Annotated in this window: 20 protein-coding genes and 1 pseudogene; 17 read left to right on the top strand and 4 right to left on the bottom strand. The window is 71.4% G+C overall.

The genetic code is table 11. From position 1 onward, the window contains the following. The first annotated feature begins 181 nt into the window (after positions 1-181). The 8 genes and pseudogenes from ACZ4EG_RS11085 to ACZ4EG_RS11050 all read left to right on the top strand — a co-directional run bounded on the left by ACZ4EG_RS11085 (position 182) and on the right by ACZ4EG_RS11050 (position 7,695). Positions 182-835: an adenylate kinase gene (locus tag ACZ4EG_RS11085; protein ID WP_467790404.1), complete on the top strand. Its 654-nt coding sequence runs from the start codon at positions 182-184 to the stop codon at positions 833-835. Then, positions 832-1,371: a sodium:solute symporter family transporter gene (locus ACZ4EG_RS11080; protein WP_467790403.1), complete on the top strand. Its 540-nt coding sequence runs from the start codon at positions 832-834 to the stop codon at positions 1,369-1,371. The genes ACZ4EG_RS11085 and ACZ4EG_RS11080 overlap by 4 nt, the downstream gene beginning before the upstream one ends. A gap of 540 nt (positions 1,372-1,911) precedes the next feature. Next, positions 1,912-2,118: a hypothetical protein gene (locus ACZ4EG_RS11075; RefSeq protein WP_390705694.1), complete on the top strand. Its 207-nt coding sequence runs from the start codon at positions 1,912-1,914 to the stop codon at positions 2,116-2,118. Positions 2,119-2,121: 3 nt separating this feature from the next. Beyond that, the gene (locus tag ACZ4EG_RS11070) at positions 2,122-5,736 is read left to right on the top strand and encodes a SpoIIE family protein phosphatase (RefSeq protein ID WP_467790402.1); all 3,615 of its coding nucleotides are present in this window, start codon (positions 2,122-2,124) and stop codon (positions 5,734-5,736) included. Positions 5,737-5,769: 33 nt separating this feature from the next. Continuing rightward, positions 5,770-5,910: pseudogene (locus ACZ4EG_RS11065) on the top strand (SGNH/GDSL hydrolase family protein); the annotation flags it as partial. Positions 5,911-6,220: 310 nt separating this feature from the next. Continuing rightward, positions 6,221-6,640, top strand: a complete 420-nt coding sequence (panD, locus tag ACZ4EG_RS11060; RefSeq protein ID WP_390705696.1) for an aspartate 1-decarboxylase — start codon at positions 6,221-6,223, stop codon at positions 6,638-6,640. Between the two features lie 33 nt (positions 6,641-6,673). Then, positions 6,674-7,018: a GNAT family N-acetyltransferase gene (locus tag ACZ4EG_RS11055; protein WP_467790401.1), complete on the top strand. Its 345-nt coding sequence runs from the start codon at positions 6,674-6,676 to the stop codon at positions 7,016-7,018. Continuing rightward, positions 7,018-7,695 (top strand): aspartate/glutamate racemase family protein, encoded by a 678-nt coding sequence (locus tag ACZ4EG_RS11050; RefSeq protein ID WP_467790400.1) that lies wholly within the window; start codon positions 7,018-7,020, stop codon positions 7,693-7,695. The genes ACZ4EG_RS11055 and ACZ4EG_RS11050 overlap by 1 nt, the downstream gene beginning before the upstream one ends. Before the next feature lie 437 nt (positions 7,696-8,132). Here ACZ4EG_RS11050 and gndA read toward each other — a convergent pair whose 3' ends face one another. Next, positions 8,133-9,572 (bottom strand): NADP-dependent phosphogluconate dehydrogenase, encoded by a 1,440-nt coding sequence (gndA, locus tag ACZ4EG_RS11045; protein WP_467790399.1) that lies wholly within the window; start codon positions 9,570-9,572, stop codon positions 8,133-8,135. 306 nt (positions 9,573-9,878) lie between these two features. Between gndA and ACZ4EG_RS11040 the strand changes: the two genes are divergently transcribed. Next, positions 9,879-11,078 carry a transglycosylase family protein gene (locus ACZ4EG_RS11040; protein WP_467790398.1) on the top strand — a complete coding sequence of 400 codons (1,200 nt, stop codon included), beginning with the start codon at positions 9,879-9,881 and terminating at the stop codon, positions 11,076-11,078. Here ACZ4EG_RS11040 and ACZ4EG_RS11035 read toward each other — a convergent pair. Continuing rightward, a complete protein-coding gene (locus ACZ4EG_RS11035; protein WP_467790397.1) occupies positions 11,068-12,315 on the bottom strand; it encodes a DMT family transporter in 1,248 nt (415 codons plus the stop codon). The genes ACZ4EG_RS11040 and ACZ4EG_RS11035 overlap by 11 nt on opposite strands. 210 nt (positions 12,316-12,525) lie before the next feature. Here ACZ4EG_RS11035 and ACZ4EG_RS11030 point away from each other — a divergent pair, with 210 nt between their 5' ends. The 6 genes from ACZ4EG_RS11030 (at position 12,526) to ACZ4EG_RS11005 (ending at position 21,330) form a co-directional block, all read left to right on the top strand. Beyond that, entirely contained in the window at positions 12,526-13,302 is a 777-nt protein-coding gene (locus tag ACZ4EG_RS11030; RefSeq protein WP_467790427.1) for a (2Fe-2S)-binding protein, read from the top strand. 38 nt (positions 13,303-13,340) lie between these two features. Next, entirely contained in the window at positions 13,341-14,510 is a 1,170-nt protein-coding gene (glgA, locus tag ACZ4EG_RS11025) for a glycogen synthase (protein ID WP_467790396.1), read from the top strand. A 52-nt stretch (positions 14,511-14,562) separates the two neighbouring features. Continuing rightward, on the top strand, positions 14,563-15,783 hold the full coding sequence (gene glgC, locus ACZ4EG_RS11020) for a glucose-1-phosphate adenylyltransferase (RefSeq protein WP_467790395.1): 1,221 nt from the start codon (positions 14,563-14,565) through the stop codon (positions 15,781-15,783). A 134-nt stretch (positions 15,784-15,917) separates the two neighbouring features. Beyond that, the gene (locus ACZ4EG_RS11015; RefSeq protein ID WP_467790394.1) at positions 15,918-18,239 is read left to right on the top strand and encodes a GH92 family glycosyl hydrolase; all 2,322 of its coding nucleotides are present in this window, start codon (positions 15,918-15,920) and stop codon (positions 18,237-18,239) included. Positions 18,240-18,384: 145 nt separating this feature from the next. Next, a complete protein-coding gene (locus ACZ4EG_RS11010) occupies positions 18,385-19,722 on the top strand; it encodes a wax ester/triacylglycerol synthase family O-acyltransferase (protein ID WP_467790393.1) in 1,338 nt (445 codons plus the stop codon). 114 nt (positions 19,723-19,836) lie between these two features. Continuing rightward, positions 19,837-21,330: an SDR family NAD(P)-dependent oxidoreductase gene (locus tag ACZ4EG_RS11005; protein ID WP_467790392.1), complete on the top strand. Its 1,494-nt coding sequence runs from the start codon at positions 19,837-19,839 to the stop codon at positions 21,328-21,330. A gap of 46 nt (positions 21,331-21,376) precedes the next feature. On the opposite strand, the gene ACZ4EG_RS11000 is transcribed toward ACZ4EG_RS11005, so the two are convergent. Together ACZ4EG_RS11000 and ACZ4EG_RS10995 are read right to left on the bottom strand one after the other, a co-directional pair. Beyond that, positions 21,377-22,240: an SDR family oxidoreductase gene (locus ACZ4EG_RS11000; RefSeq protein WP_467790391.1), complete on the bottom strand. Its 864-nt coding sequence runs from the start codon at positions 22,238-22,240 to the stop codon at positions 21,377-21,379. Positions 22,241-22,265: 25 nt separating this feature from the next. Further along, the gene (locus ACZ4EG_RS10995) at positions 22,266-22,670 is read right to left on the bottom strand and encodes an HD domain-containing protein (protein WP_467790390.1); all 405 of its coding nucleotides are present in this window, start codon (positions 22,668-22,670) and stop codon (positions 22,266-22,268) included. Between the two features lie 448 nt (positions 22,671-23,118). Between ACZ4EG_RS10995 and ACZ4EG_RS10990 the strand changes: the two genes are divergently transcribed. Together ACZ4EG_RS10990 and ACZ4EG_RS10985 are read left to right on the top strand one after the other, a co-directional pair. After that, on the top strand, positions 23,119-23,292 hold the full coding sequence (locus ACZ4EG_RS10990; protein ID WP_110633937.1) for a hypothetical protein: 174 nt from the start codon (positions 23,119-23,121) through the stop codon (positions 23,290-23,292). Between the two features lie 55 nt (positions 23,293-23,347). Then, positions 23,348-23,833, top strand: a complete 486-nt coding sequence (locus tag ACZ4EG_RS10985) for a GNAT family N-acetyltransferase (protein WP_467790389.1) — start codon at positions 23,348-23,350, stop codon at positions 23,831-23,833. The last annotated feature ends 10 nt before the right edge of the window (positions 23,834-23,843 follow it).

Raw genomic sequence — 23,843 nt, 5'->3', positions numbered from 1 at the left:
CCCGTCGCGGAACTGCCCAAGACCCGCTCCGGCAAGATCATGCGCCGGCTGCTGCGCGACGTCGCCGAGAACCGCCAGCTCGGAGACGTCACCACCCTCACCGACTCCGGCGTCATGGACCTGATCCAGGCGAAGCTCCCCGCCGCGCCGGCCGAAGACTGACCACGGAACAGGAACTGAGATGCGCATCGTTCTGATCGGCCCCCCGGGCGCGGGCAAGGGCACCCAGGCCCGTGTCCTGGCCGGCCGTCTGTCCGTCCCGGCGATCTCCAGCGGGGACCTGTTCCGTGCGGAGACCAGCCGGGGAACCGCGCTGGGTGAACTGGTCCGGCAGCACACGGAAGCCGGTGAGCTGGTGCCCGACGAGCTCACCACCACCATCGTCACGCGGCGTCTGCGCGAACCCGACGCGGGGGACGGCTTCCTGCTCGACGGCTTCCCCCGGACCGTACGGCAGGCCGAACTCCTGGCGCAGGCCCTGGGGGAGGACGAGACCGTGCTCGACGCGGTGATCGCCCTCGACCTGCCGGACGAGGAGATCGTGCAGCGGCTGACGGGCCGGCGCATGTGTCCGGCGTGCGGGACGACCGTGCACACGGTGTTCTCCCCGCCCCGCGTCCCGGACCGCTGCGACGGGTGCGCGGGCGCCCTCGTCAGGCGCGCCGACGACACCGAGGAGACCGTTCGGCGGCGCCTCGCGGTGTACGCGGAGCAGACCGTCCCGCTGCTGCGGTGGTACGCGGACCGGGAACTGCTGTTTCCCGTGGACGCGACGGGCACGGTGCCGGAGGTCTCCGACCGGATGCGCTCGGCCCTGGCGGCGGTGACGCGGTGAATCCCTACCCCCGGCCCGCCGCGCACCGCGAACCGGGCGGCACCCCGGCGACGGCGGCCCAGTCCGGGCCGCCGCCCGCGGACCTGCGCGAACTGCGCCGCCTCCGCCTCGCCTTCGGGATACCGGCCGGGGTCACCGTCGTGGGCAGCTATCTGCTCATCGCCCTGCTGGCCGGGGACTGGAACGCGGCCTCGCTCGCCTTCCTCGCCTTCGCCATCGCCGCCTCCTCCCTCGTGCCGACCATCGTGTACACGCTGTTCTGGCCCCGCTTCACCGCGGGCGGTGCGCTCCTCGGTCTCTACGGCGGCCTCGGCTGCTCCCTCGTGCTGGTCGCCTTCAGCCCGCTCGTCTCCTCCACGCCGGCGTCCCTGCTGCCCTCGGCGGACGTCGCCTGGTTCCCCCTGCAGAACCCGGGCATCGTCTCCGTCCCGGTCGGGTTCCTGCTGGGATGGCTCGGCACCGTCCTGAACTCCAAAACGACCGACGTCGCCGCGTACCGCGCGTTCGAGGAGCGCTGCCTGACCGCCGCGGAGTGACGCGGGGGACGACCTCACCCGGACGGCGACAGGGCCCCGGGCACCGTCGAAGGGCAGGCGACGGCGCCCGGGGCCGTGTCCCCTCACCGCTCAGGCCGGTTCGCTCCCAACAGCCGCTCCCGCACCCTCTTCAGATGCCGCTGGAACACGTCCCGTGCCTGCGGCGTCATGCGCCACCAGCGCCGGGTGCCTCGCGCAGGCCGGGAAATCCGCGGATCCGTGATCGCCGAGGAGGCAGCGATCTTGAGCTCCGACAACCACCCGCGACCAGCACGAGAACACGATCAACGACTGACGCCAGACCCATGACCAGCAGTTTCACGATGGCGGATCTTCAATGGGCATGCCAGGGTCGACCGGCTGTCCTGCACGCACAGCAGGTGGTGGGTGTGGCGGTTCGGCGAGGTAGCGGGCGTCTCGGTGCCGTGTTGAACTGAGCAGAGTGCGCGTCACTACGGCGCCGATCAACGCCGTCGTATGGTATCGGTCAAGTTCGGGTGTACGTCACAAAGCATGACATTGAGGATGTGGAGGCGGCTCATGGCGGAGTCGCGAGACGACGAGCAGCTCAGTCTGCGCCTGACGGCCGTAGCGGCGTTGGGGTTCGTGCTGATCGTTCCGCCGTTCCTGGCGGTGTTCGATCGCATGGGCATGGTCTTCGGCGTCCCCGTTCTCGCGGCTTACCTGTTTCTCGTCTGGGCGATCGTGATCGCTCTGGTCGCCGTGATCGGTGGCAGATCGAGGTAGGCCGTGCTCCAGACCTGGTTCATCGTCGCTGTTTCGGCCGGGTACCTGGGCCTGCTCTTCGCTGTGGCCTTCTACGGTGACCGGCGGGCGGATTCCGGTCGGAGCATCATCAACAATGCGACGATCTACGCGCTGTCCTTCGGCGTGTACGCCACCTCGTGGACGTACTACGGCAGTGTGGGCTGGGCCGCCAGGGCTGGAGTCGGCTTCCTGCCGATCTACCTGGGGCCGACGCTCATGCTCGCGCTGGGCTGGCTGGTGCTGCGCAGAATCATCCGGATAAGCCACCGGCACCGGGTCACCTCGCTGGCCGACTTCGTCTCCGCCCGCTACGGCAAGAGCACCGCGCTGGGTTGTCTGGTGACGATCATCGCTGTGGTGGGGGTTGTTCCCTACATCTCGCTGCAGCTCAAGGCGGTCTCCATCACCTTTGCGGTCATTCGGCGGCACCCCGAGGTCACCTCCGGACCGAAGCTGAGCCATATCCCGCTGTTGCAGGACACCGGGTTGTACGCGGCGCTGGTGCTCGCCGCGTTCGCCATCGTCTTCGGCACACGTCATCTGGACGCCACCGAACGCCACGAGGGCATGGTCGCCGCCATCGCGTTCGAGTCCGTGGTCAAGCTCGTGGCGTTCCTCTCGGCCGGGATTTTTGTGGCCTTCTGGATGTTCGGGGGGCTCCACGACCTGTTCTCCCGGGCCGCGGACGCCGGCTTCACCACGCTGTTCACGCTGCGCGAGCAGACCGGCTACGGCATGTGGGTCTGGCTCACGGTGCTGTCCATGCTGGCGATCGTGCTGCTGCCCCGGCAGTGGCAGATCAGCGTTGTCGAGAACGTCGACGAGAGGCACCTCAAACGGGCGATGTGGCTGTTCCCTCTGTACCTGCTCGCGATCAGCATCTTCGTGCTTCCGATCGCAGCCGGCGGGCTTCTGCGGTTCGGAAAGGCCGTCGACGCCGACACCTATGTGCTGACCCTGCCGATGGCCGGAGGTCAGCAGGCACTCGCACTGCTCGTCTTCATCGGCGGCCTCAGCGCGGCCACCAGCATGGTCATCGTCGAGACGACCGCGCTCAGCACCATGGTGTCGAACTCACTCGTGATGCCGCTGCTGCTGCGCAGCAAATCCCGGCTGGCGCACCGGGACAACCTCGCCGGGCTGGTGCTGGGCATTCGCCGGGCGACCATCGTGCTGGTCCTGCTGCTCGGGTACGCGTACTTTCGGGTTGCAGGCGAGCAGACGGCATTGGTGTCGATCGGCCTGGTGTCGTTCGCGGCTGTGGCACAGTTCGCGCCCGCCATCCTGGGCGGCCTGTTCTGGAAGGGTGGTACCCGCCGGGGCGTGCTGGTCGGCCTGGTGGCGGGGTTCGCCGTGTGGGCGTACACCCTCGTGCTGCCGACCTTCGCCGATGCCGGGTTGCTGTCTGCTTCCTTCTTGCGGGAGGGCCCGCTCGGCATTGGGCTGCTCCGGCCACAGCAGCTGTTCGGCCTGGCGGGAATGGACCCGATCAGCCATGCGATGTTCTGGAGTGTACTGCTGAACTTCGGGGGGTATGTCGCAGTCTCCCTCGTGGACCGACCGGACGCTGCCGAGCGGGCGCAGGCGGAGCAGTTCGTCGAAATCCTCGAAGAGCCCGTCAGGGAGCGGCGCTGGCAGGTCCGTGCCACGGTCGGCGAACTGCAGACCCTGCTGGAGCGCTTCCTCGGGCGCGAGGGCGCCCAGCGGGCGTTGCGCTCCTACCCTGGAACGAGGCCCGACTCACTGGCAGCCGAAGCGCCGCCGGAGCTGGTCCATCACGCGGAAGCCCAGCTCGCTGGTTCGGTAGGCGCCGCGTCCGCGCGGCTTGCGGTCGCCGCGGTGGCCGGAGAGGAGGAGGTCGGCACCGATGAAGTGATGGAGATGATCGGCGAGGCGTCGCAGCGGGTCGAGCTGGTCCGGTGGCGGCTGAAGTTGCTCTACGACGCGACCGGCGGCATCGGCACCACCCTCGATGTGACCCGTACAGCCGAAGAGCTGACGCAGGTCGCGGTTCCGCGCTTCGCCGACTACGTCACCGTCGACCTTGCCGAGTCCGTGTTGCGCCATGAGGAACTGGGGACGAACGGCACAAGCACCGGCAGTAAGCGGATGCAGCGCGCGGCCGTCAGCGGCATTCGCGACGACGCTCCCTTCTTCGCCGTCGGCGACCTGATCACTTTCGGGCCGTCCTCGCCACAGGCCCGCAGCGTCGAGAGCGGGCAGGCGGTCCTGGTGCCTCGTCTGCGTGATGCCACGCGATGGCAGGAGGTGGACCCCGCGCGGGGCTCCCGCATCATCGACTACGGGATCCATTCACTCATCACGGCGCCGCTGTCCGCCCGGGGCGTGCTGCTGGGCGTCGTCCACTTCTGGCGCTCCGAGAAGCCCGAGCCCTTCGATCAGGACGATCTCTCCCTCGCGGCCGAACTGGCCACCCGAGCCGCCGTGTCCCTCGACAACGCACGCCGCTACACCCGCGAGCACGGCTTGGCCGTGGCGCTGCAGCGGAGACTGCTGCCGCGCGCGCTGCCCGAACAGAACGCCGTCGAGGTCGCTTCCCGTTACCTCCCCGCGCAGGCAGTCGGCGGCGACTGGTTCGATGTCATCCCGCTGCCGGGCGCCAGGGTGGCGCTGGTCATGGGCGACATCGTCGGGCACGGACTGCACGCCGCAGCCACCATGGGGCAGCTGCGCACCGCCGTGCACAACTTCTCCACCCCCCTGGACCTGCCGCCCGACGAACTCCTCAGCCACCTCGACGAGTTGGTCACCCTTATCGACCAGGACGCGATCGCGGCCGGCGACAAGACCACCGTAACCGGCGCCACCTGCCTGTACGCGGTCTACGACTCCGTGTCCGGCAACTGTGCCATCGCCAGCGCCGGACACCTGGCGCCCGCGCTCGTACAGCCCGACGGGACGGTGGAGTTCCTGGACGTGCCGTCCTGCCTTCCCCTCGGCATCGGCGGACTGCCCTTCGAGTGCGCCGAGTTGCATCTGCCCGAGGGCAGCAGGCTCGTCCTGTTCACCGACGGCCTCGTCGAGCGCCGCGACCTGGACGTCGACACCGGGCTGCGGCTGCTCCGCGAGACGCTGGCGCGCGCGGACCAGTCGCCCGAGGAGACCTGCGACGCCGTGCTCGACGCCCTGCTCCCGGAGCTCCAGAGCGACGACATCGCGCTGCTCGTCGCCCGTACGCGGGTGCTGGGGTCCGGGCAGGTCGCCGAGTGGGCCGTGGAGTGCGACCCTGCCGCCGTTCGCCGCGTACGCGCTGCCGTCTCCGCCCGGCTCATGGAGTGGGAGCTGGAGGCCCTCGTGGACACCACGGAGCTGATCTGCAGCGAACTGATCACCAACGCCATGCGCCACGCCACCGGACCCATCAAGGCGCGGTTGATCCGCGACCGTGCGCTCATCTGCGAGGTCTCCGACCACAGCAGCACCTCGCCGCATCTGCGCTATGCGGTCAGTACGGACGAGGGCGGACGGGGCCTCTTCCTCGTGGCCCAGTTCGCCGAGCGCTGGGGCACGCGCTACACCAAGGACGGCAAGGTCATCTGGGCCGAGCAGGCGGCTCCGGGGACGCTCGGCAGCTGACCGGCGCCGCCCACGGACCCGGCCGCCCGCCCAGCCGCCGGAACCGGTTGGAACTACGCGGTGACCGGTGCCCGGATGGCGGACCTGCCGGAGCAGATGGCCCAGGCGGCCACCCGCGGCCCCGAGTCGGTGACGGTGCTGATCGGCGCGAACGACGCGTGCCGCTCGTCGGCCCGGGGACCAGGGATCCTGGTCGACCTGAGCATGGGGTGGCGAAGCATCTGTGGTGATCGTCACGGAGGCCCTCGGGGGCCGTTGCGTACGCTGTTCTCGGTAGTACGGAGGGGCGACCCGGGGAGTGACACCGATCCCGAGTAGCCCTTCCGGGCGTCTGACGCCCCACCAGGAAAGGCGCCATTCGGTCAGCATCAGTCCTGAGAAACCCGGGGAGAGCTGCCCGAACATACGACTGGCTGTAGTGTGTGGAAACAGCCCTTGACCTGCAAAAACGCAGGCAGGGAGCCTACTTTCAGGAGTACCCCCGATGTTGCGTACCATGTTCAAGTCCAAGATCCACCGAGCCACCGTCACCCAGGCCGACCTGCACTATGTGGGATCGGTGACCATCGACGCGGACCTGCTCGACGCGGCGGATCTGCTGCCCGGCGAGCTCGTCCACATCGTCGACATCACCAACGGCGCCCGCCTGGAGACGTACGTCATCGAGGGCGAGCGCGGTTCCGGTGTCATCGGCATCAACGGCGCGGCCGCCCACCTCGTCCACCCCGGCGACCTGGTGATCATCATCAGCTACGCCCAGGTGACCGACGCCGAGGCGCGGGCGCTGCGGCCCCGGGTGGTGCACGTCGATGGGGACAACCGGATCGTGGCCCTCGGCGCCGACCCGTCCGAGCCGGTGCCGGGCTCTGACCAGGAGCGCAGCCCGCAGGCCGTCCCGGCCTGACCGGCGGACGGACGACCAGGAGCGTGCGTGGCCATGAGTGACATCGGGATCCGGGACGAGCGGGCGGCGGGCCGCCTGGAAGCCGTCGGCGACGGCGAAGTGGTCGGACGGATCGAGTACTTCGTCCTCGAATCCCCCGAGCGCGCCCTGGTTCCCGTCCACACGATCGTGGAACCGGTCCACGAGGGGAAGGGCGGCGCCGGCTCCCTGGCCCGTGAGCTGTACGCCCTCGCCGCGCGCGAGGGCGTACCGGTGGCGCCCCTGTGCCCGTACGTCACCAAGTGGGCCGAACGCCACCCCGACGTGGCCCCGACGCCCGATCCCGAGCTGCGGCGGGCCGTGAAGGAGTGGCTGGTGGCGCAGCCGGGCCGGTTCTGATGCCCGCGTCGCTCGCTCTTCTGCACACCTCACCCGTGCACGTCCCGGTCTTCGACGCCCTGCGCGACGAATACCACCAGGGCCTGGAACTACGGCACTTCGTCGACGAAGGGCTGCTGGAGCGGGCCAGGCGGGACGGTCCGGAGGCGGCGGCGCCGGTAGTGGGTGCCCTGGTGGAGCGGGCCGTGGCCGACGGGGCACGGGCCGTGCTGTGCACCTGCTCGACCATCGGCGGGGTCGCGGAGGCGGCCGCCGCCGGGGCGGGGGTGCCGGTGCTGCGCGTCGACCGGCCGATGGCCGCCGCGGCCGTGGCGGCGGGCCCCCGCGTCCTCGTCCTGGCCGCCCTTGAGAGCACGCTCGGCCCGACCGCGGCCCTGGTCGACGAGGAGGCCCGCCGGGCGGGGCGGGACGTCACCGTACGCACCCTGCTCGTCGAGGGCGCCTGGGCCCGCTTCGAGGCCGGCGACGACGAGGGGTACGTACGCCGGGTGGCGGCCGCCGCCGACGCCGTCACCGGCGCCGACGCGATCGTCCTGGCCCAGGCCTCGATGGCCCCGGCCCAGCGGCTGACGACGACCGCGCTTCCGGTGCTGTCGAGCCCGCGGCCGGGTCTGGCGGCGGGGGCCGAAGCGGTGGCCGGAGCCGACGCGGTGGTCCGGGGCTACCCGAATTCCTGAGCATCCTCCCCCCGGCAAGCCCACCCGGGCCCCCGCGTTGCCGCCCACGGGTGAGTGGCGGAGCGGGCGTCGGGTAGGTGGGGGATGAGTCCAGAGGCGATGTCGAGCGACTGGCCGGAGGACACCATGACGACCCCCTATCCGGAACCCGTCGGGCCCGGGCCCACCCCCGGCCCGGACCCCCAGCACCCGGAGCCGCCCCCCAACCCGGTCCCGGCCCCCGAACCACCGCCGGCTCCCCAGCCGCCGCCCCCGGAGCCCCCGCCCGGCCCCCGGCCGACCCCGCCCCCGGAGCCGTCCCCGTCGCCGATCCCCCCGGGCCCCGAACCGGTCCCGAACCCCGAACCGGGCCCACCGCTCACCTGAAACGCACCCGGCCCCGGGCCCCCGGAAGGGGGCACGGGGCCGGGACGCCGCAGGGCCGTGCCGGGCGGTCCCTACGCGGACACCTCGGACCGGTCCCCGCCCCACAGCGTGTGGAAGGAACCGTCCCGGTCCACCCGCCGGTACGTGTGCGCCCCGAAGAAGTCCCGCTGCCCCTGCGTGAGGGCGGCGGGCAGGCGCTCGGCGCGCAGCCCGTCGTAGTAGGCGAGGGCCGCGGCGAAGCCCGGGGTCGCCACGCCCTGGCGGGTGGCGGCGATCAGGACCTCGCGCCAGTCGTCCTGGGCGGCCGCGATCTCCTGCGCGAACGTCTCGTCGGAGAGCAGGCTCGGCAGGTCGGGCCGGGCGTCGTAGGCGGCGCGGATACGGTCCAGGAAGGCCGCCCGGATGATGCAGCCGCCGCGCCAGATCGAGGAGACCGCGCCGAGGTCGATGTTCCAGTCGTACTCGTCGCTGCCCGCGGCGATCTCGTGGAAGCCCTGGGTGTACGACACGATCTTCGAGGCGTACAGCGCCTGCTCCACCCGGTCGGCGAAGGCCGCCGCCTCGGACTCGGACAGTGCCGTGGGCTTCGGCCCGGCAAGACCCCGCGAGGCCTCGCGCAGCGCCGCGTGGCCGGACAGCGAGCGGGCGAAGACCGCCTCCGCGATTCCGGAGACCGGGACGCCGAGGTCGAGGGCGATCTGGACGGTCCAGCGGCCGGTGCCCTTCTGCTCGGCCTGGTCCACCACGACGTCGACGAACGGCTTGCCGGTCGCCCCGTCCACGTGCGACAGGACCTCCGCCGTGATCTCGATCAGATAGGAGTCCAGACGGCCCGTGTTCCAGGTCCGGAAGATGTCCGCGATCTGCGCGGGGGAGTACCCGGCGACATCGCGCAGCAACTGGTAGGCCTCGCCGATCAACTGCATGTCGGCGTACTCGATGCCGTTGTGCACCATCTTCACGAAGTGACCGGCGCCGTCCGGGCCGACGTGCGTGACGCAGGGCGCGCCGTCCGCCGCCTTCGCCGAGATCTTCTCCAGCATCGGGCCGAGCGAGTCGTACGACTCCTTCGGGCCGCCCGGCATGATGCTCGGCCCGTGCAGCGCGCCCTCCTCGCCGCCGGAGACGCCCATGCCGACGAAGTGGATGCCCTGCTCGCGCAGCGCCTTCTCACGGCGGCGGGTGTCCGCGAAGTGCGCGTTGCCACCGTCGATGATCATGTCACCGGGCTCCAGCAGCGGGGCGAACTCCTCGATCACCGCGTCCGTCGGGCCGCCGGCCTTGACCATGATGACCAGCCGGCGCGGCCGCTCGAGGGCCGCCACGAACTCCTCGGCGGTCTCGGCCCCGATGAAGTCCCCCTCGTTCCCGAACTCCTCCACCAGCGCCTTCGTCCGCGACACCGTACGGTTGTGCACGGCGACCGTGTAGCCGTTGCGCGCGAAGTTCCGCGCGAGGTTGCGGCCCATGACCGCGAGACCCGTGACGCCGATCTGCGCTGAAGTGCTCATACCGCCTGCTCCTCAAAGATCCGGTGGATCCGCTGGATCCTGCAAAACAACAAGGGTGGTGCCGGGCGTGCTCGTCAGTATTGCCCTGCGACCATCCTGACGTGCCGGTACGGCGACCGCACATCCGACCCGCCAGGCTTGAGTACGCACGGAAGGTGCCCAGCGCCTCAGCCGGTTCGGCCGATCCGGCCAACGAGGGCCGATTCCTGGCCACTTGCGGTGACCAGTGGCCCGATTGCCGTCTTGTCATGGCCTGTTCGCCGCGCTTACTTTTGCCCCTCCTGACGCATGTCGAGGGGGCTCTCCATGGCCGTACGCGGCCGGCACCGCCGGTACCAGCCGAACAGGATCAACCGCGCCTCACTCACCGTCACGGCGGGCGGCGCCGGCATGGCGATCCCACTGGTGGCCGCCGGGACCGCCGGCGCGGCCGACGCGGCCACCTGGAACAAGGTCGCCGCCTGCGAGTCCAGCGGAAACTGGAGCATCAACACCGGCAACGGCTACTACGGCGGACTGCAGTTCACCGGGTCCACCTGGGAGGCCTACGGCGGCACCAAGTACGCCCCGCGCGCGGACCTGGCCACCAGGGACCAGCAGATCGCGGTCGCCGAGAAGGTGCTCGACGGGCAGGGCCCCGGCGCCTGGCCGGTCTGCTCGGTGCGGGCCGGACTCACCCGGGACGGCTCCGCCCCCGACGTCCACACCGAGAGCGTCTCGACCCGGCCCACCAAGAGCGCCGGGAGCTCGGTGCGCGACGTACAGCCGCAGACCACGCCCCAGTCCCGGGCGGGCAAGGCCGAGATGTACACCGTCGTGCACGGCGACACGCTCTCCGGCATCGCCGAGGAGCGGCACGTACCGGGCGGCTGGCACCGGCTCTACTCCGCCAACCGCACGACCATCGGGTCCGATCCCGATCTGATCCTGCCGGGGCAGCGACTGAACCTGCGCGGCAAGGCCGCCCCGGCGGCGGGCAGCGACACCCACACCCCGGCCAAGCCCTCGACGAAGAAGCCTGCTTCGAAGCACCCTTCGAGGTCGGCTCCGGGAACGAAGAAGTCCTCGTCCGAGGGCACCCGCACGACGTCCACGAGCGGCCACTCCCTGGTCGCCCCGGTCCACGCGGCCATGGGCACGCCCTACCACCAGGCAGGTTCCCACTGGTCGAAGGGCTACCACACCGGCGTCGACTTCCCCGTGCCCACCGGCACCTCCGTGCGGGCGGTCGCCGCCGGACAGGTGGTCGCGGCCGGCTGGGGCGGCTCCTTCGGCTACCAGGTCGTCATCCGGCACGCCGACGGGCGCTACACCCAGTACGCCCATCTGTCGGCCATCTCCGTGAAGGCCGGGCAGCCGGTCTCCGCGGGGCAGCGCATCGGCCGCTCGGGCTCCACCGGAAACACCACGGGCCCGCATCTGCACTTCGAGGTGCGGACCGGACCCGGTTTCGGTACGGACATCGACCCGGTCGCCTATCTCCGGGCCGGTGGCGTCAGGATCTGACCCTGATGCGGTGCCGCTCCACGCCGGTGCGGTGCCGGTTCACGACGGGCAGCGGTACATAGACGCCCGTGTAGAAGGGGCTGTAGGTGGGCACGAGGAGGTAGGGGTCCGAGGGCTCCTCGGTGCTGTCGCCGCGTGTCCCGTCCGCCGCCGGTACGAGGACGTCGTCCAGGGGGGTGTCGTCCAGGATCTCCTCCAGGTCCGCCAACTCCTCCAGGTCCGCCAACTCCTCCAGTTCCTCCAACTCCTCCAGTTCCTCCAACTCCTCCAGGGCCGATGCGACCCGCTGCTGGGGCAGGACGACCGACGGTGTTCCGGCGGGTGCCGGCTCGGCGAGGGCGAGGGCGGGCGCGGCCGGCGCGAGCGGGGCCGGTCCGGTCTCGGGCAGCGGCTCCGTCGTACGGGGGGTGTGCTCCAGCCGCTCCGTGGTCAGCAGGATCAGACCACCCGCCGCCACCACACCGCAGCTCAGGGCGAGCGCGGTGCCCGTGGTGCCGTGGCGGAAGGTCTCGCCGAACATCGTGATGCCGACCGCGGCCGCGAGCACCGGGTTCACCACGGTCAGGGTGGCGAGCGGCGCCGCGAGGCCGCCGCCGCGGTAGGAGGCCTGCGACAGCAGTACACCGGCGACCGCGAACACACCGATCACGGCCAGCGACGGCAGTTCCTCGAGGGAGGCGCCGCCGGTCCAGTCGACGGCCACGGTCTTGGTGAACACGGACGACATGCCGAACGCTATGCCGGACGCGGTGGCGAGCAGCACGCTGCGCACCGCCGGGTGCCGGTGCGCGGCCCGGCCCGCGAGCATCAGCGCGACGACCGCCCCGCCGGTGACCATGGCCACGGCCACGCGCTGCGCGGCGTCGAGGGACGTGGCGTCGGACGAGCCGACCAGGGAGAGCAGACCGGCGAGGCCGACCGTCGCCATGATCGCGCCCCGCCAGGCGGTCGCCCCGGCCTTGCGGCCGACGAACAGGGCCGCCATGGGCAGCGCGAACACGATGGTCAGGGCGCCCAGCGGCTGCACCAGACTGAGGGGGCCATAGGCCAGCGCCACCACGTGGAGCAGCCCGCCGAGCCCGTTCAACGCCACCGCCGCCCACCAGCTGAGGCGGCGCAGCGGCGCATACTGCCCGTCGGGGGAGGACACCGCGACCTGCTCCTGCACGATCGCTCCGCCCGCGTACGCGACGGCGGAGACGAACGACAGCAGCACGGACACCGCGAGGGCGCTCATGAGCTGTTCCTCTGCGTGAGGCCGGGGCCCTGGGCCCGGTTCGACGAACGGTCTGCTTGCATGGCCAACACTCTGCCGTGTCGAGTTCTTCCCGTCGTCGTACCTGAGCAGGCAATGGGTCCTACTGCCGATGGAGTACGCCTGGACCCCGATCATCCCCAGGGTGGGCGACACAGGGTGGAGACCCTCGGGGGCACGCTGCTACCGCCCCTGGTACTACTGCTGCTCGTGGACCTCGACCCGGACCTTGCCGCGCTCCGCCCGCTCGGTGGTTTCTTCGTCCTGCGCACGGCAGGAGGAGCGGCCGGGGCAACACCGGGAGGGCTGCCCACACTTGCCGAAACCTACGAAAAAGCGACGGCGGATGTCGACGACAACACGCTGACGTTCCGCGTCGAGACCGTCGCACACCGCCTCCGCACCCGGGAGTCCCGGGTGGCGGCCTCGATCGCCCATCAGGCGCTCGCGGCCCGCCTGTGGTCGCCGGCCCTCGGCTGCGCCGCCCTGTACGGCCGCCTCCCCGACCTGGACCCCCACCTGCTGCGCTGGGACCCGGCCGCCGTCGCCCCCGACGACCTGTGGCTGACCGAGCCGCGCCCGCTGCCCGGGAACCCCGGGAACGCCGCCGCCCTCGCCGCTGCCGTGCTGCGGGGCCATCTGGAGCCCCTAGGGGAAGCCCTGAGAGCCCGGTACGGCCTCGCGGCCGGCCTCCTGTGGGGCAACGCGGGCTCGGCGCTCGCCGGAGCGGCCCGCGAGCTCGACCGGTGGGCCCGCGGCAACGGCCGCGGCGACGTGGCCGACCGGGCCCGCACACTCACCGCCGAACTCTTCACCCACCCCCTCCTGACGGACACCGGCACCCTCACCGGCACCTCCTTCCGGCGCCGCAGCTGCTGCCTCTACTACCGGGTACCCGGCGGCGGGGTCTGCGGTGACTGTTGTTTCACACGGCCACCGTGCTCTTCCCCGGGCGCCGCATCTGGGTGACCATGAGGGGACCGGCCGGTGAGACCAGGGGGTTGCAGGTGCGAGTGGGACTGCTGAGCCGGGAGTACCCCCCGGACGTGTACGGCGGCGCGGGCGTCCATGTCGAGTTCCTGGCGCGGGAGTTGAGGCCGCTGGTCGACCTGGAGGTGCACTGCTGGGGCGAGGGCCGCGCAGTGGGCGTCGTACGCCACCGGCCCTGGTCCGCGCTCGACACCGCCAACGACGCACTGCGCACCTTCTCCGTGGACCTCTCCATCGCCGCGGCCCTCGAAGGCCGCGAACTCGTCCACTCCCACACCTGGTACGCCAATCTCGCCGGCCACGTCGCCAAGCTCATGTACGGCGCCCCGCACGTGCTGACCGCCCACTCGCTGGAGCCGCTGCGCCCCTGGAAGGCCGAGCAACTCGGCGGCGGGTACGCCCTGTCCGGCTGGGCCGAGCGCACCGCGATCGAGGCCGCCGACGCTGTGATCGCCGTGTCGGCGGCGATGCGCGAGGACATCCTCGGCTGCTACCCCGCGCTGGACCCGGCGCGGGTCCACGTCGTGCACAACGGCATCGACACCACCCTCTACCGGCCGGACCACGGCACCGACGTCCTCACCCGTGTCGGCCTGGACCCGGACCGCCCCTATGTGCTGTTCGTCGGCCGGATCACCCGGCAGAAGGGCGTGCCCCATCTGCTGCGCGCGGTGCGGAACATCGACCCGGCGGCACAGGTCGTGCTGTGCGCGGGCGCGCCCGACACCCCGGAGATCGACCGGGAGTTCCGCGACCTGTTCCAGGAGCTGAGCCGGGTCCGCGAGGGGGTGCACTGGATCCCGCAGATGCTGCCGCGCGCGGACGTCATCCAACTCCTCACGCACGCCGCCGTGTTCGCCTGCCCCTCGGTGTACGAACCGCTCGGCATCGTCAACCTGGAGGCGATGGCCTGCGGCACGCCCGTCGTGGCCTCCCGGGTCGGCGGGATTCCCGAGGTCGTCGAGGACGGTGTGACGGGCCTGCTCGTCCCCGTGCACAAGGAGGGCGAGGATGCCGGGGAGTTCGAGGCGGGCCTGGCGCGGGCGCTGGACACGGTCGTCGGCGACCGGGAGACGGCCCGGCGGATGGGGGAGGCCGGACGGGAACGCGCGGTGGGCGAGTTCGGCTGGGACACGGTGGCCCGGCGAACGGTCCGGCTGTACGAGGAGATCCTCAAGCAGGCTTAGCACGCCTTTCCCGGGGGCAGGCATGGGGCAACCAGGGTGAGGGGGAGCGGCCATGCGTCGTGGAGGACCTTCAGTTCTCGGAATCGTGCTGGCGGGCGGCGAGGGCAAGCGGCTGATGCCCCTGACCGCGGACCGGGCCAAACCCGCGGTCACCTTCGGCGGGACCTACCGGCTCGTCGACTTCGTGCTCTCGAACCTCGTCAACGCCGACATCCTGCGCATCTGTGTGCTGACCCAGTACAAGTCGCACTCGCTGGACCGGCACATCACCACCACCTGGCGGATGTCCAGCCTGCTCGGCAACTACATCACCCCGGTGCCGGCGCAGCAGCGGCTGGGCCCGCGGTGGTACCTGGGCAGCGCGGACGCGATCCTGCAGTCGCTCAACCTCGTCCACGACGAACAGCCCGACTACGTCGTCGTGTTCGGCGCCGACCACGTCTACCGCATGGACCCGCGCCAGATGCTGGCGCAGCACGTCGAGGGCGGCGCGGGTGTGACGGTCGCGGGCATCCGTGTGCCGCGGGCGGAGTCCTCCTCCTTCGGGGTGATCACCCCCGGTTCGGACGGGCAGAGTGTGGAGCGTTTCCTGGAGAAGCCCGCCGACCCCCCGGGCCTGGCGGACGACCCGGAGTGCGTCTTCGCCTCGATGGGCAACTACATCTTCACCACCAAGGCGCTGATCGAGGCGTTGCAGCGGGACGCCGAGGACGAGCAGTCCGTGCACGACATGGGAGGTTCGATCCTGCCCCAGCTCACCGCCCGGGGCGAGGCACAGCTGTACGACTTCAGCGACAACCACGTCCCCGGCGAGACCACCCGGGACAAGGGCTACTGGCGGGACGTCGGCACCCTCGACGCCTACTACGACGCCCATATGGACCTGATCGCCGAGCGCCCCGCCTTCAACCTCTTCAACCGCAGCTGGCCCATCTACACCCACTCGGGCCAGCTCTCCCCGGCCCGCTTCAGCGCCGGCGGCATGGCCGGCGAGTCCATCATCAGCTCGGGCTGCCTGATCCGCGGTCAGGTCACCCGGTCCGTCCTGTCACCCGGCGTGGTGGTCGACCCGGGCGCCGTCGTCCAGGGCTCGATCCTGCACGACAACGTCCACATCGGCCGGGGCGCGGTCGTGCGCGGTGCCGTCCTCGACAAGAACGTCGAGGTGCCGCCCGGCGCGACCATCGGCGTCAATCCCGAGCGGGACACCGAGCTTTACACGGTGTCCAAGGGCGGAGTGATCGCGCTCGGGAAGGGGCAGCGGGTCCCGTAGGTCTCGTACGCCTGTTTGGTGGCTCCCTCTTCTGACGCGACGCGTTTTGTTCAATTAACCCTGGATGCCCGGGTTTCGGATCTCCGACCCTCACGATGCAGACAGCGATGTCGAACCATCGGAGGTCATCCGACATGAGACGGACCCGGCACCCGCGGCTGTGCCTGGCCGGGGTGATGACAGCGTCCGCGCTGCTCGCCGCCCCTGCCGCAGGTGCCGCCGAGCCGACCGGCGATCACCTCACCGACCTGGTGAACCCGTTCATCGGGACCCAGGACGAGGGCAACACCTTCCCCGGCGCGGCCATGCCCTTCGGCATGGTGCAGCTCTCGCCGGACACCGGGCACAGCACCGGCTACGACTACTCCCAGAACCGCATCCGAGGCTTCTCCCTGGTCCACCTCTCGGGCGTCGGCTGCCGGATCGGCGGTGACCTGCCCGTCCTGCCGACCACCGGCGACGTCACACAGACGGACAACGCGAAGTACGCCGCCGCCTTCCGGCACGAGGACGAGACGGCGAGCCCCGGCTACTACCGGGTGGGCCTGGCGTCCGGCATCGGAGCCGAACTCACCGCGACCGCGCGTACCGGCGTCCAGCGCTTCGCCTTCCCTGCCACCGACAAGGCCAATGTCCTGCTCAACGCGGGCCAGTCGCTGCACAAGAAGGTCTCCGCCGAGGTGGAGGTGCTGGACGACCGCACGGTGCGCACCGCCGTCACCGGCCACGGATTCTGCCGGGACACCCTGCCGTACACGGTCTACACGATCACCCGCTTCGACCGGCCCTTCACCGCGTACGGCACCTGGGACGGCAAGTCCGTCACGCCCGGCTCGCGGACCGGGAAGGGCGGCGCCTACGTCCGCTTCGACGCGACCAGGGACCGTACCGTCACGGCGACCACCGCCCTGTCCTACGTCGACGCGAACGGAGCGGCGGTCAACCTCCGCGCGGAGGGCGGCCGTTCCTTCGACGCGGTACGCGACGCGGCCCGGCGGGCCTGGGAGGAGCGCCTCGGCACCGTCCGTGTCCAGGGCGGCGGGCAGACCCTGCGGCGCACCTTCTACTCGTCCCTGTACCGGTCCTTCCTGGCCCCGAACACCGGCAGCGACGCCGACGGCCGCTACCGGGGCTGGGACCTGCGCGTCCACCGCGCCCAGGGATTCACCTACTACCAGAACTGGTCCCTGTGGGACACCTACCGCACCCAGTGCCAGCTCCTCGCCCTGCTCGCGCCCCAGGAGGCCCGCGACATGGCGCTGTCGGTGCTGAGGGTCGGCGAGGAGGGCGGATGGCTGCCCAAGTGGGGCTACGGCACGGTCGAGACGAACATCATGACCGGCGACCCGGTCACCCCGTTCCTGACCACCGCCTACCAGCAGGGCCTGCTGAAGGGACATGAGGAACAGGCCTACCGGCTGCTGCGCCGCAACGCCGACGGTGTGCCGCCCGCCGGCCTGCCGATCGCGGGCCGCGAGGCCAACGCCGAGTACATCGCGAACGGCTTCGCGCCCTACGTCAAGGGCCGCCCGCAGACCAAGCTGGGCGACTCGGACTACCACCAGGGGGCCTCGGTCACCCTGGAGTACGCCCTGTCCGACGCCATGCTGGCGCAGATGGCACGCGGCCTCGGCCACGTCGCGGACGCCGAGCGGTATGCGGCCCGCTCCCGCAACTACCGCAACATCTTCGACCCCTCGACCGGGTTCTTCCGGGCCAGGGACGCCTCCGGTGCCTTCGCCGGACCGGACGACCCGGCCCTGAGCGTGGGCTTCCACGAGGGCACCGCCTGGCAGTACCAGTGGCTGGTGCCGCAGGACCTGCCGGGCATGATCGGACTGATCGGCGGCGAACGGGCGGCGAACGACCGGCTCGACGCGTTCTTCGCCTACGACCGGCTGCTGGCCGACCCCGAGCGCACCGCGCGCGAGGCGTGGGTGCACGGCAACGCGTACGCCTACTACAACGCGGCCACGTACAACCCGCAGAACGAGCCCGACCTCATCGCCCCGTACACCTATCTGTCGACCGGGCAGCCCTGGAAGACCACCGACGTGGTGCACGCGGCACTGACGCTCTTCACGGACTCGCCGACCGGCATGACCGGGAACGACGACCTGGGGACGATGTCCGCCTGGAACGTGCTGTCGTCGATCGGGCTCTTCCCGGTCCAGCCCGGATACGGCACCTGGGGTCTGTCCACACCCGTCTTCGACCGGGTCGACCTCGCCCTGGACCGCCGCTACTGGCCGGGCGGCCGGCTGACCGTGACCGCGCCGGGCACCTCGGCCACCGACCGCTACGTCCAGTCGGCCCGCACGGACGGATCGCCCTACGGCCGGACCTATCTGACGACCGATGCGCTGCGCTCCCTGCGTCAACTCGCCTTCACCGTCGGGCCCGACCCGTCCGAGTGGGGTACGTCACGAGAGGCGGCGCCACCGGTGCTGAAGTGACCTCAGGCGGCTCTTGAGTCCCGCCCGTTTCACTGAGGGCGGGACTTAATCTGCTGTTAACTGAGCGTAGCCTGATCGTACTTGACCGTAATTGCTTGTGGGAGGTTGACTTCTTGCCCACCCACCGTCGACGCGAGGCAAGCCCTTGACTGCTGACCTGCTCGCTCCCCTCGACCTGGCGTTCTGGAACATCGAGTCCGACCGGCACCCGATGCATCTCGGCGCACTCGGTGTCTTCTCCACGCACTCGCCCACGGCAGGTGCCCACGCGGCCGATCTGCTCGCCGCCCGTGCCGCGGCCGTGCCGGGACTGCGAATGCGCATCCGGGACGTCTGGCAGCCACCGGACCTGCGCCGGCCCCTGGCCTTCGGCGGCGCCACCCGCGAGCCCGACCCCGGCTTCGACCCGCTGAACCATGTCCGGCTGCATGCCCCGACCGCCGACTTCCACGCCGCCGCGGGCCGGCTCATGGAGCGCCCGCTGGAGCGCGGCCGGCCGCCGTGGGAGGCCCATGTCCTGCCCGGGGAGGACGGCGTCTCCTTCGCCGTGCTCTTCAAGTTCCACCACGCCCTCGCCGACGGCCTGCGCGCGCTCAAGCTCGCCGCCGGAGTCCTGGACCCGGTGGAGCTGCCGGCGCGCAGTCCCCGCCCGATCGAGCCGCCGCGCGGTGTGCTGCCCGATGTGCGCAGACTGCCCGGCCTGCTGCGAGGCGCGCTGTCCGACATGGGCCGGGCCCTCGACATCGGCGCCTCCGTCGCCCTGTCCACCCTCGGTATCCGCACCTCCTCCGCACTGACCGCCGAGCCCAGCGGCACCCGGCGCACCGCCGGAGTGGTCCTGGACCTCGACGATGTGCACCGGATCCGCAAGGCCGTCGGCGGGACCGTCAACGACGTGCTCATCGCCGTCGTCGCGGGCGCCCTGCGCCGCTGGCTCGACGAGCGCGGCGACGGCAGCGAGGGGGTCGCGCCCCGCGCCCTGATCCCCGTCTCCAGGCGCCGCCCGCGCACCGCGCACCCACAGGGCAACCGGCTCTCCGGCTATCTGATACGGCTTCCCGTCGACGACCCCGACCCCGTCAGCCGCCTCGGCACGGTCCGTACGGCGATGAACCGCAACAAGGACGCCGGCCCCAACCGGGGCGCGGGCGCCGTCGCCCTGCTCGCCGACCACGTGCCCGCGCTCGGCCACCGCCTCGGCGGCCCGCTGGTCGGTCAGGCGGCCCGGCTGTGGTTCGACATCCTGGTCACCAGCGTGCCCCTGCCCGGCCTCGGGCTGCGGCTCGGCGGCCACCCGCTGACGGAGGTCTACCCCTTCGCGCCGCTCGCCCCCGGCCAGTCCCTGGCAGTGGCGATCTCCACGTACCGCGGCCGGGTGCACTACGGGCTGGTCGCCGACGCACGGGCGGTGCCGGACCTCGACGTGCTCGCACGGGCGGTGACCGACGAACTGGAGTCACTGATCGCCGCCTGCGACCCCTGAGGGACCGGTCTGCGGACCGGGTTTGGCGGTTCGTCCCGGCGCTCCGTAAAATTCCCCGTTCGAAAGCGGACGCGAGTCGGAGCGCCGCGCAGTGATCAGGGAAACGGCAGCGCGATGACGGTGACACAGGACGGCCCGATGGCCGAGGACGAGGCGGTCTACGGCCCCGGCATCGACCCCGAGCGCCTGGCCGTCTGCCTCAGTGTGCTCGACGAGCTCGACCAGCTGGACGTCGACCACCCCGACGCCATCGCGGTACGCAGGGCCACCGCCGGCATCTACCGCACGGTCAAGCAGCGCCGCCGCCAGGAGCGCCGGGCCGCCAAGACCGCCCACGACAAGGCGGTCACCGAGGCCACCGCGACCGGCTCCGCCCAGCGCATCGACGACGAGACCGAGGGAATCCTGCCGTCGTCGATCACCGAGGAGGGCAGGATCGCGGGGATACTCCAGCGCCCGCGCTCCTGCTACACCTGCAAGGCCCGGTTCGTCGAGGTCGACTACTTCTACCACCAGCTCTGTCCGGACTGCGCCCGGACGAACCGGGCCAAGCGCGACGCCCGCGCCGACCTCACCGGCAAGCGCGCGCTGCTCACCGGCGGCCGCGCCAAGATCGGCATGTACATCGCGCTGCGGCTGCTGCGCGACGGCGCGCACACCACGATCACGACCCGCTTCCCCAAGGACGCCATCCGCCGCTTCAAGGCCATGGACGACTCGGCGGACTGGATGCACCGGCTGGAGGTCGTCGGGATCGACCTGCGCGACCCGGCGCAGGCCGTGGCCCTCGCCGAGCAGGTCGCCGAGGCGGGTCCGCTCGACATCCTGATCAACAACGCGACGCAGACCGTGCGCCGCCTGCCCTCCGCGTACGCGGCCCTGGTCGAGGGCGAGAGCGCTCCGCTGCCCGCCGGGGAGCTGCCCGCCCACCACGTCATCGGCGCCTTCGGCTCCGGCGCCGTCGACGGCATCGCCGCACTGCCCCTCGGCACCGGCGGCCTGGACGCGCAGAAGGTCGCCGACCTCGCGCTCGTCGCGGGCAATGCCAGCGTCGCCCGGCACCTCGACGGCACCGCCATCGACGCGGGCGGCCTCGTCCCCGACGTCGTCGAGAGCAACACCTGGGTGCAGACCATCGACCAGATCTCGCCGGTCGAGCTGCTGGAGACCCAGCTGTGCAACTACACGTCGCCGTTCATCCTGATCAGCGCCCTGCGCCCGGCGATGGCGGACGCCGCGAAGAAGGCCGCCAGCGGCCGTGCCTACGTCGTCAACGTCTCGGCGATGGAGGGCGTCTTCGGCCGCGGCTACAAGGGTGCCGGGCACCCGAACACCAACGCCGCCAAGGCGGCCATGAACATGGTCACGCGAACCAGCGCCCAGGAGATGTTCCAGACCGACGGCATCCTCATGACGTCCGTCGACACCGGCTGGATCACCGACGAGCGTCCGCACTACGACAAGCTGCGCCTGGCCGAGGCCGGCTTCCACGCCCCGCTCGACCTGGTCGACGGCGCGGCCCGCGTCTACGACCCGATCGTGCGCGGCGAGCAGGGCGACGACCTGTACGGCGTGTTCATGAAGGACTACGCGCCGGGCAAGTGGTGACACCCGCTCCCGGGCGATAGTCCGGTGGCCGGTGTGCAGGTCACGCTCACATTCCACCAGGCGGGCCCTCGCCGGGTGCGCCGCCCTTCAGGGGTGCCCGCGCGGCCGACTCGATCTCGGGCCCCCGCCGCAGCCGCTCGTGCACCGCGTACGGCCCGGAGCCGGACGCGGCCCGCACCCGGGTCCCGCCGTCCACCAGCAGATCGGCGCCGGTGACCCAGGCGGCCGCGTCCGAGACCAGCCACAGCACCGCCCGCGCGACGTCCTCAGGCTCCCCGATCCGCCCGAGCGGCAGCCCCGCGGCGATCTCCTCCTCGCCCGCCTCCCACACGAACCGGGCCATGTCCGTGCGGACGAGGCCGGGAGAGACGGAGTTGACCCGCACCCCGGGCGCGAGCTCGCCCGCCAGTTGCCGGGTGAGATGGACCAGGGCGGCCTTGCTGGTGCCGTACGCCCCCACGTGCGGCCCGACATGCCCCGCGCCCTCCGTGCAGATGTTGACCACCGCGCCGCCGTGCTCGCGCATCCACCCCCGCCACGCGCACTGCACCAGCCGCAGCGGTGCCTCGACATTCACCGTGAACGCCTCCCGCCACGCTTCGGGGTCGACGTCCATGAGCGGCCCGTACGGCTGGTTGGTCGCCGCGTTGTTGATCAGGACGTCGAGCCGGCCGAACTCCCGCAGGGCCAGCTCCGTCAGCCGCCGCGGCTGCTCCGGGTCGGCCACGTTCCCGGCCAGCCCGATGCCGCCCAGCTCGGCCGCCGTACTCCGCACCTCGTCCGGGTCCCGCGCGCTCACGCACACCAGCGCCCCGGCGGCCGCAAGGGCTGCCGCGACGGCGCGCCCGATCCCGCGCGTGCCGCCGGTGACGACGGCCGCCCTGCCCTTGAGCCCGTACGACGACGTCATCGCCGTACCGTCTCATGACGGACCGTCAGTCAACAGCCCCCAGCGGTGAGTTCCGGGCCGACACCAGTTCCAGCACGGTGCGCCAGTCCTCCAGGACCCCGGCGTCGAATCCTGCGGTGCGGCTCTCCTCGTCCGCCTGGCGCAGCCGCTGCAGATCGTCGTCGGCGAGGCCGAGGGGCCCGCGGTGGTGGCGTACGAGGTGGGAGACGCGCTCGCCGAGCAGGGGACGTACCGCGTCGGCCGCGCGGTCCGCCTGACCGGTCTCGTCGCCCGGGCCCAGCAGCCGGCCGATGCCGTGCACCAGTCCGGCCACCTGGAGCTCCTTGTCGGCGGGACGGCTGCGGCGCAGCAGGGCGGCGGTCCGCAGCGCGTGCTGGTGCCGGCAGGCATACAACAGCTCCATCAGCTCCTCGACGCTGCGCAGCTCCATGCGTCAGTCCTCCCGCGAGACAGCCGTTGCGGTACCTCAGCAGATCATGGCGAGCTTGCGGCGCGGCCAACGGCAACTGAACTGCACGACGTGGTCGCTCATGTACGCCAAGTGGGTGATCCGAACCAAGCAATATGTAATGAATAGTCCCAGAATGGTGCTGATGGAGTACCGAGCGACTCGAGATAGTTACACCTTGTTTGCACTCCCGATCGAGCGGACCCCCGCTCATTTGGTTACGCTGTACTCCGACGGACAGCAGTACGGGGTCCCACCCACACCCACGGTCCGTCCCGGGACAAGCCGGTTCACCACGGCCTGCCCTTGCGAGTAACCGGCGCCACCGCGTCCGAACTGGCCTTCAATCCAGACCCGAGCGGGCGTCAGGCACCGGATCGCAGACTGACCGGTACGCCCCGAGGGTGACCCGACACATAAGGAGTGCGCGGTGACACCGGAGAAGACGAATCGCGATCAGCGCCCCAAGGAACGCACGGAGCGCGCGGGCCGCAGGCCCGGAGAGCTCGGCAGCCTCGACGTGTGGGCCCGGTCCGCCCCGATCCGCCTCGCGGGCTACGAGGACGACCTCGCCGAACCCCACATCCTGCCGAGCGTGGACTGACCCACCGGTCGGCCGCATCGCGTTCGCCTGGCATGGGCGTGCGAGACTCACGCCCATGCTGATCAGAGAAGCCGTGGCCGACGACTGGCCACGGATCTGGCCCTTCTGGCACCGGATCGTCGCCGCCGCCGAGACATACGCCTGGGACCCGGACACCTCGGAGGAAGCGGCCCGGTCCCTGTGGATGGGCCCGGGCAAGCGGGTGTACGTCGCCGAGGACGACACCGGCGCCGTGGTCGGCTCCGCCTATCTCACCCCGAACTACGGCGGCCCCGCCGCGCGCGTCGCGGGCGCCGGGTTCATGGTCGACCCGGAGCGGGCCGGCCGCGGCATCGGCCGTGCCCTCGCCGAACACCTCCTGGCCGAGGCCGGGACGCAGGGCTATCGCGCGATGGTCTTCAACGCCGTCGTCGAGACCAATCCCGCCGTGAAACTCTGGACCGCCCTCGGCTTCACGATCCTGGGCACGGTGCCGGAGGCGTTCGACCACCCCCGGCACGGCCGGGTGGGGCTGCACATCATGTACAAGGCACTGGGCTGACGGGCGCGGG

The sequence above is a fragment of the Streptomyces sp. NPDC025638 genome (assembly GCF_055558775.1).
The sequence above is the reverse complement of the archived record's forward strand: the minus strand, read 5'-3'. Positions and strand labels throughout refer to the sequence as shown.

Coding starts and splice junctions, on each gene's coding strand:
- ACZ4EG_RS11085 (WP_467790404.1), top strand. CDS start 182: ATGCGCATCGTTCTGATCGGCCCCCCGGGCGCGGGCAAGGGCACCCAG.
- ACZ4EG_RS11075 (WP_390705694.1), top strand. CDS start 1,912: ATGGCGGAGTCGCGAGACGACGAGCAGCTCAGTCTGCGCCTGACGGCC.
- panD (WP_390705696.1), top strand. CDS start 6,221: ATGTTGCGTACCATGTTCAAGTCCAAGATCCACCGAGCCACCGTCACC.
- ACZ4EG_RS11055 (WP_467790401.1), top strand. CDS start 6,674: ATGAGTGACATCGGGATCCGGGACGAGCGGGCGGCGGGCCGCCTGGAA.
- ACZ4EG_RS11050 (WP_467790400.1), top strand. CDS start 7,018: ATGCCCGCGTCGCTCGCTCTTCTGCACACCTCACCCGTGCACGTCCCG.
- gndA (WP_467790399.1), bottom strand. CDS start 9,572: ATGAGCACTTCAGCGCAGATCGGCGTCACGGGTCTCGCGGTCATGGGC.
- ACZ4EG_RS11040 (WP_467790398.1), top strand. CDS start 9,879: ATGGCCGTACGCGGCCGGCACCGCCGGTACCAGCCGAACAGGATCAAC.
- ACZ4EG_RS11035 (WP_467790397.1), bottom strand. CDS start 12,315: ATGAGCGCCCTCGCGGTGTCCGTGCTGCTGTCGTTCGTCTCCGCCGTC.
- glgC (WP_467790395.1), top strand. CDS start 14,563: ATGCGTCGTGGAGGACCTTCAGTTCTCGGAATCGTGCTGGCGGGCGGC.
- ACZ4EG_RS11015 (WP_467790394.1), top strand. CDS start 15,918: ATGAGACGGACCCGGCACCCGCGGCTGTGCCTGGCCGGGGTGATGACA.
- ACZ4EG_RS11005 (WP_467790392.1), top strand. CDS start 19,837: ATGACGGTGACACAGGACGGCCCGATGGCCGAGGACGAGGCGGTCTAC.
- ACZ4EG_RS11000 (WP_467790391.1), bottom strand. CDS start 22,240: ATGACGTCGTCGTACGGGCTCAAGGGCAGGGCGGCCGTCGTCACCGGC.
- ACZ4EG_RS10995 (WP_467790390.1), bottom strand. CDS start 22,670: ATGGAGCTGCGCAGCGTCGAGGAGCTGATGGAGCTGTTGTATGCCTGC.
- ACZ4EG_RS10985 (WP_467790389.1), top strand. CDS start 23,348: ATGCTGATCAGAGAAGCCGTGGCCGACGACTGGCCACGGATCTGGCCC.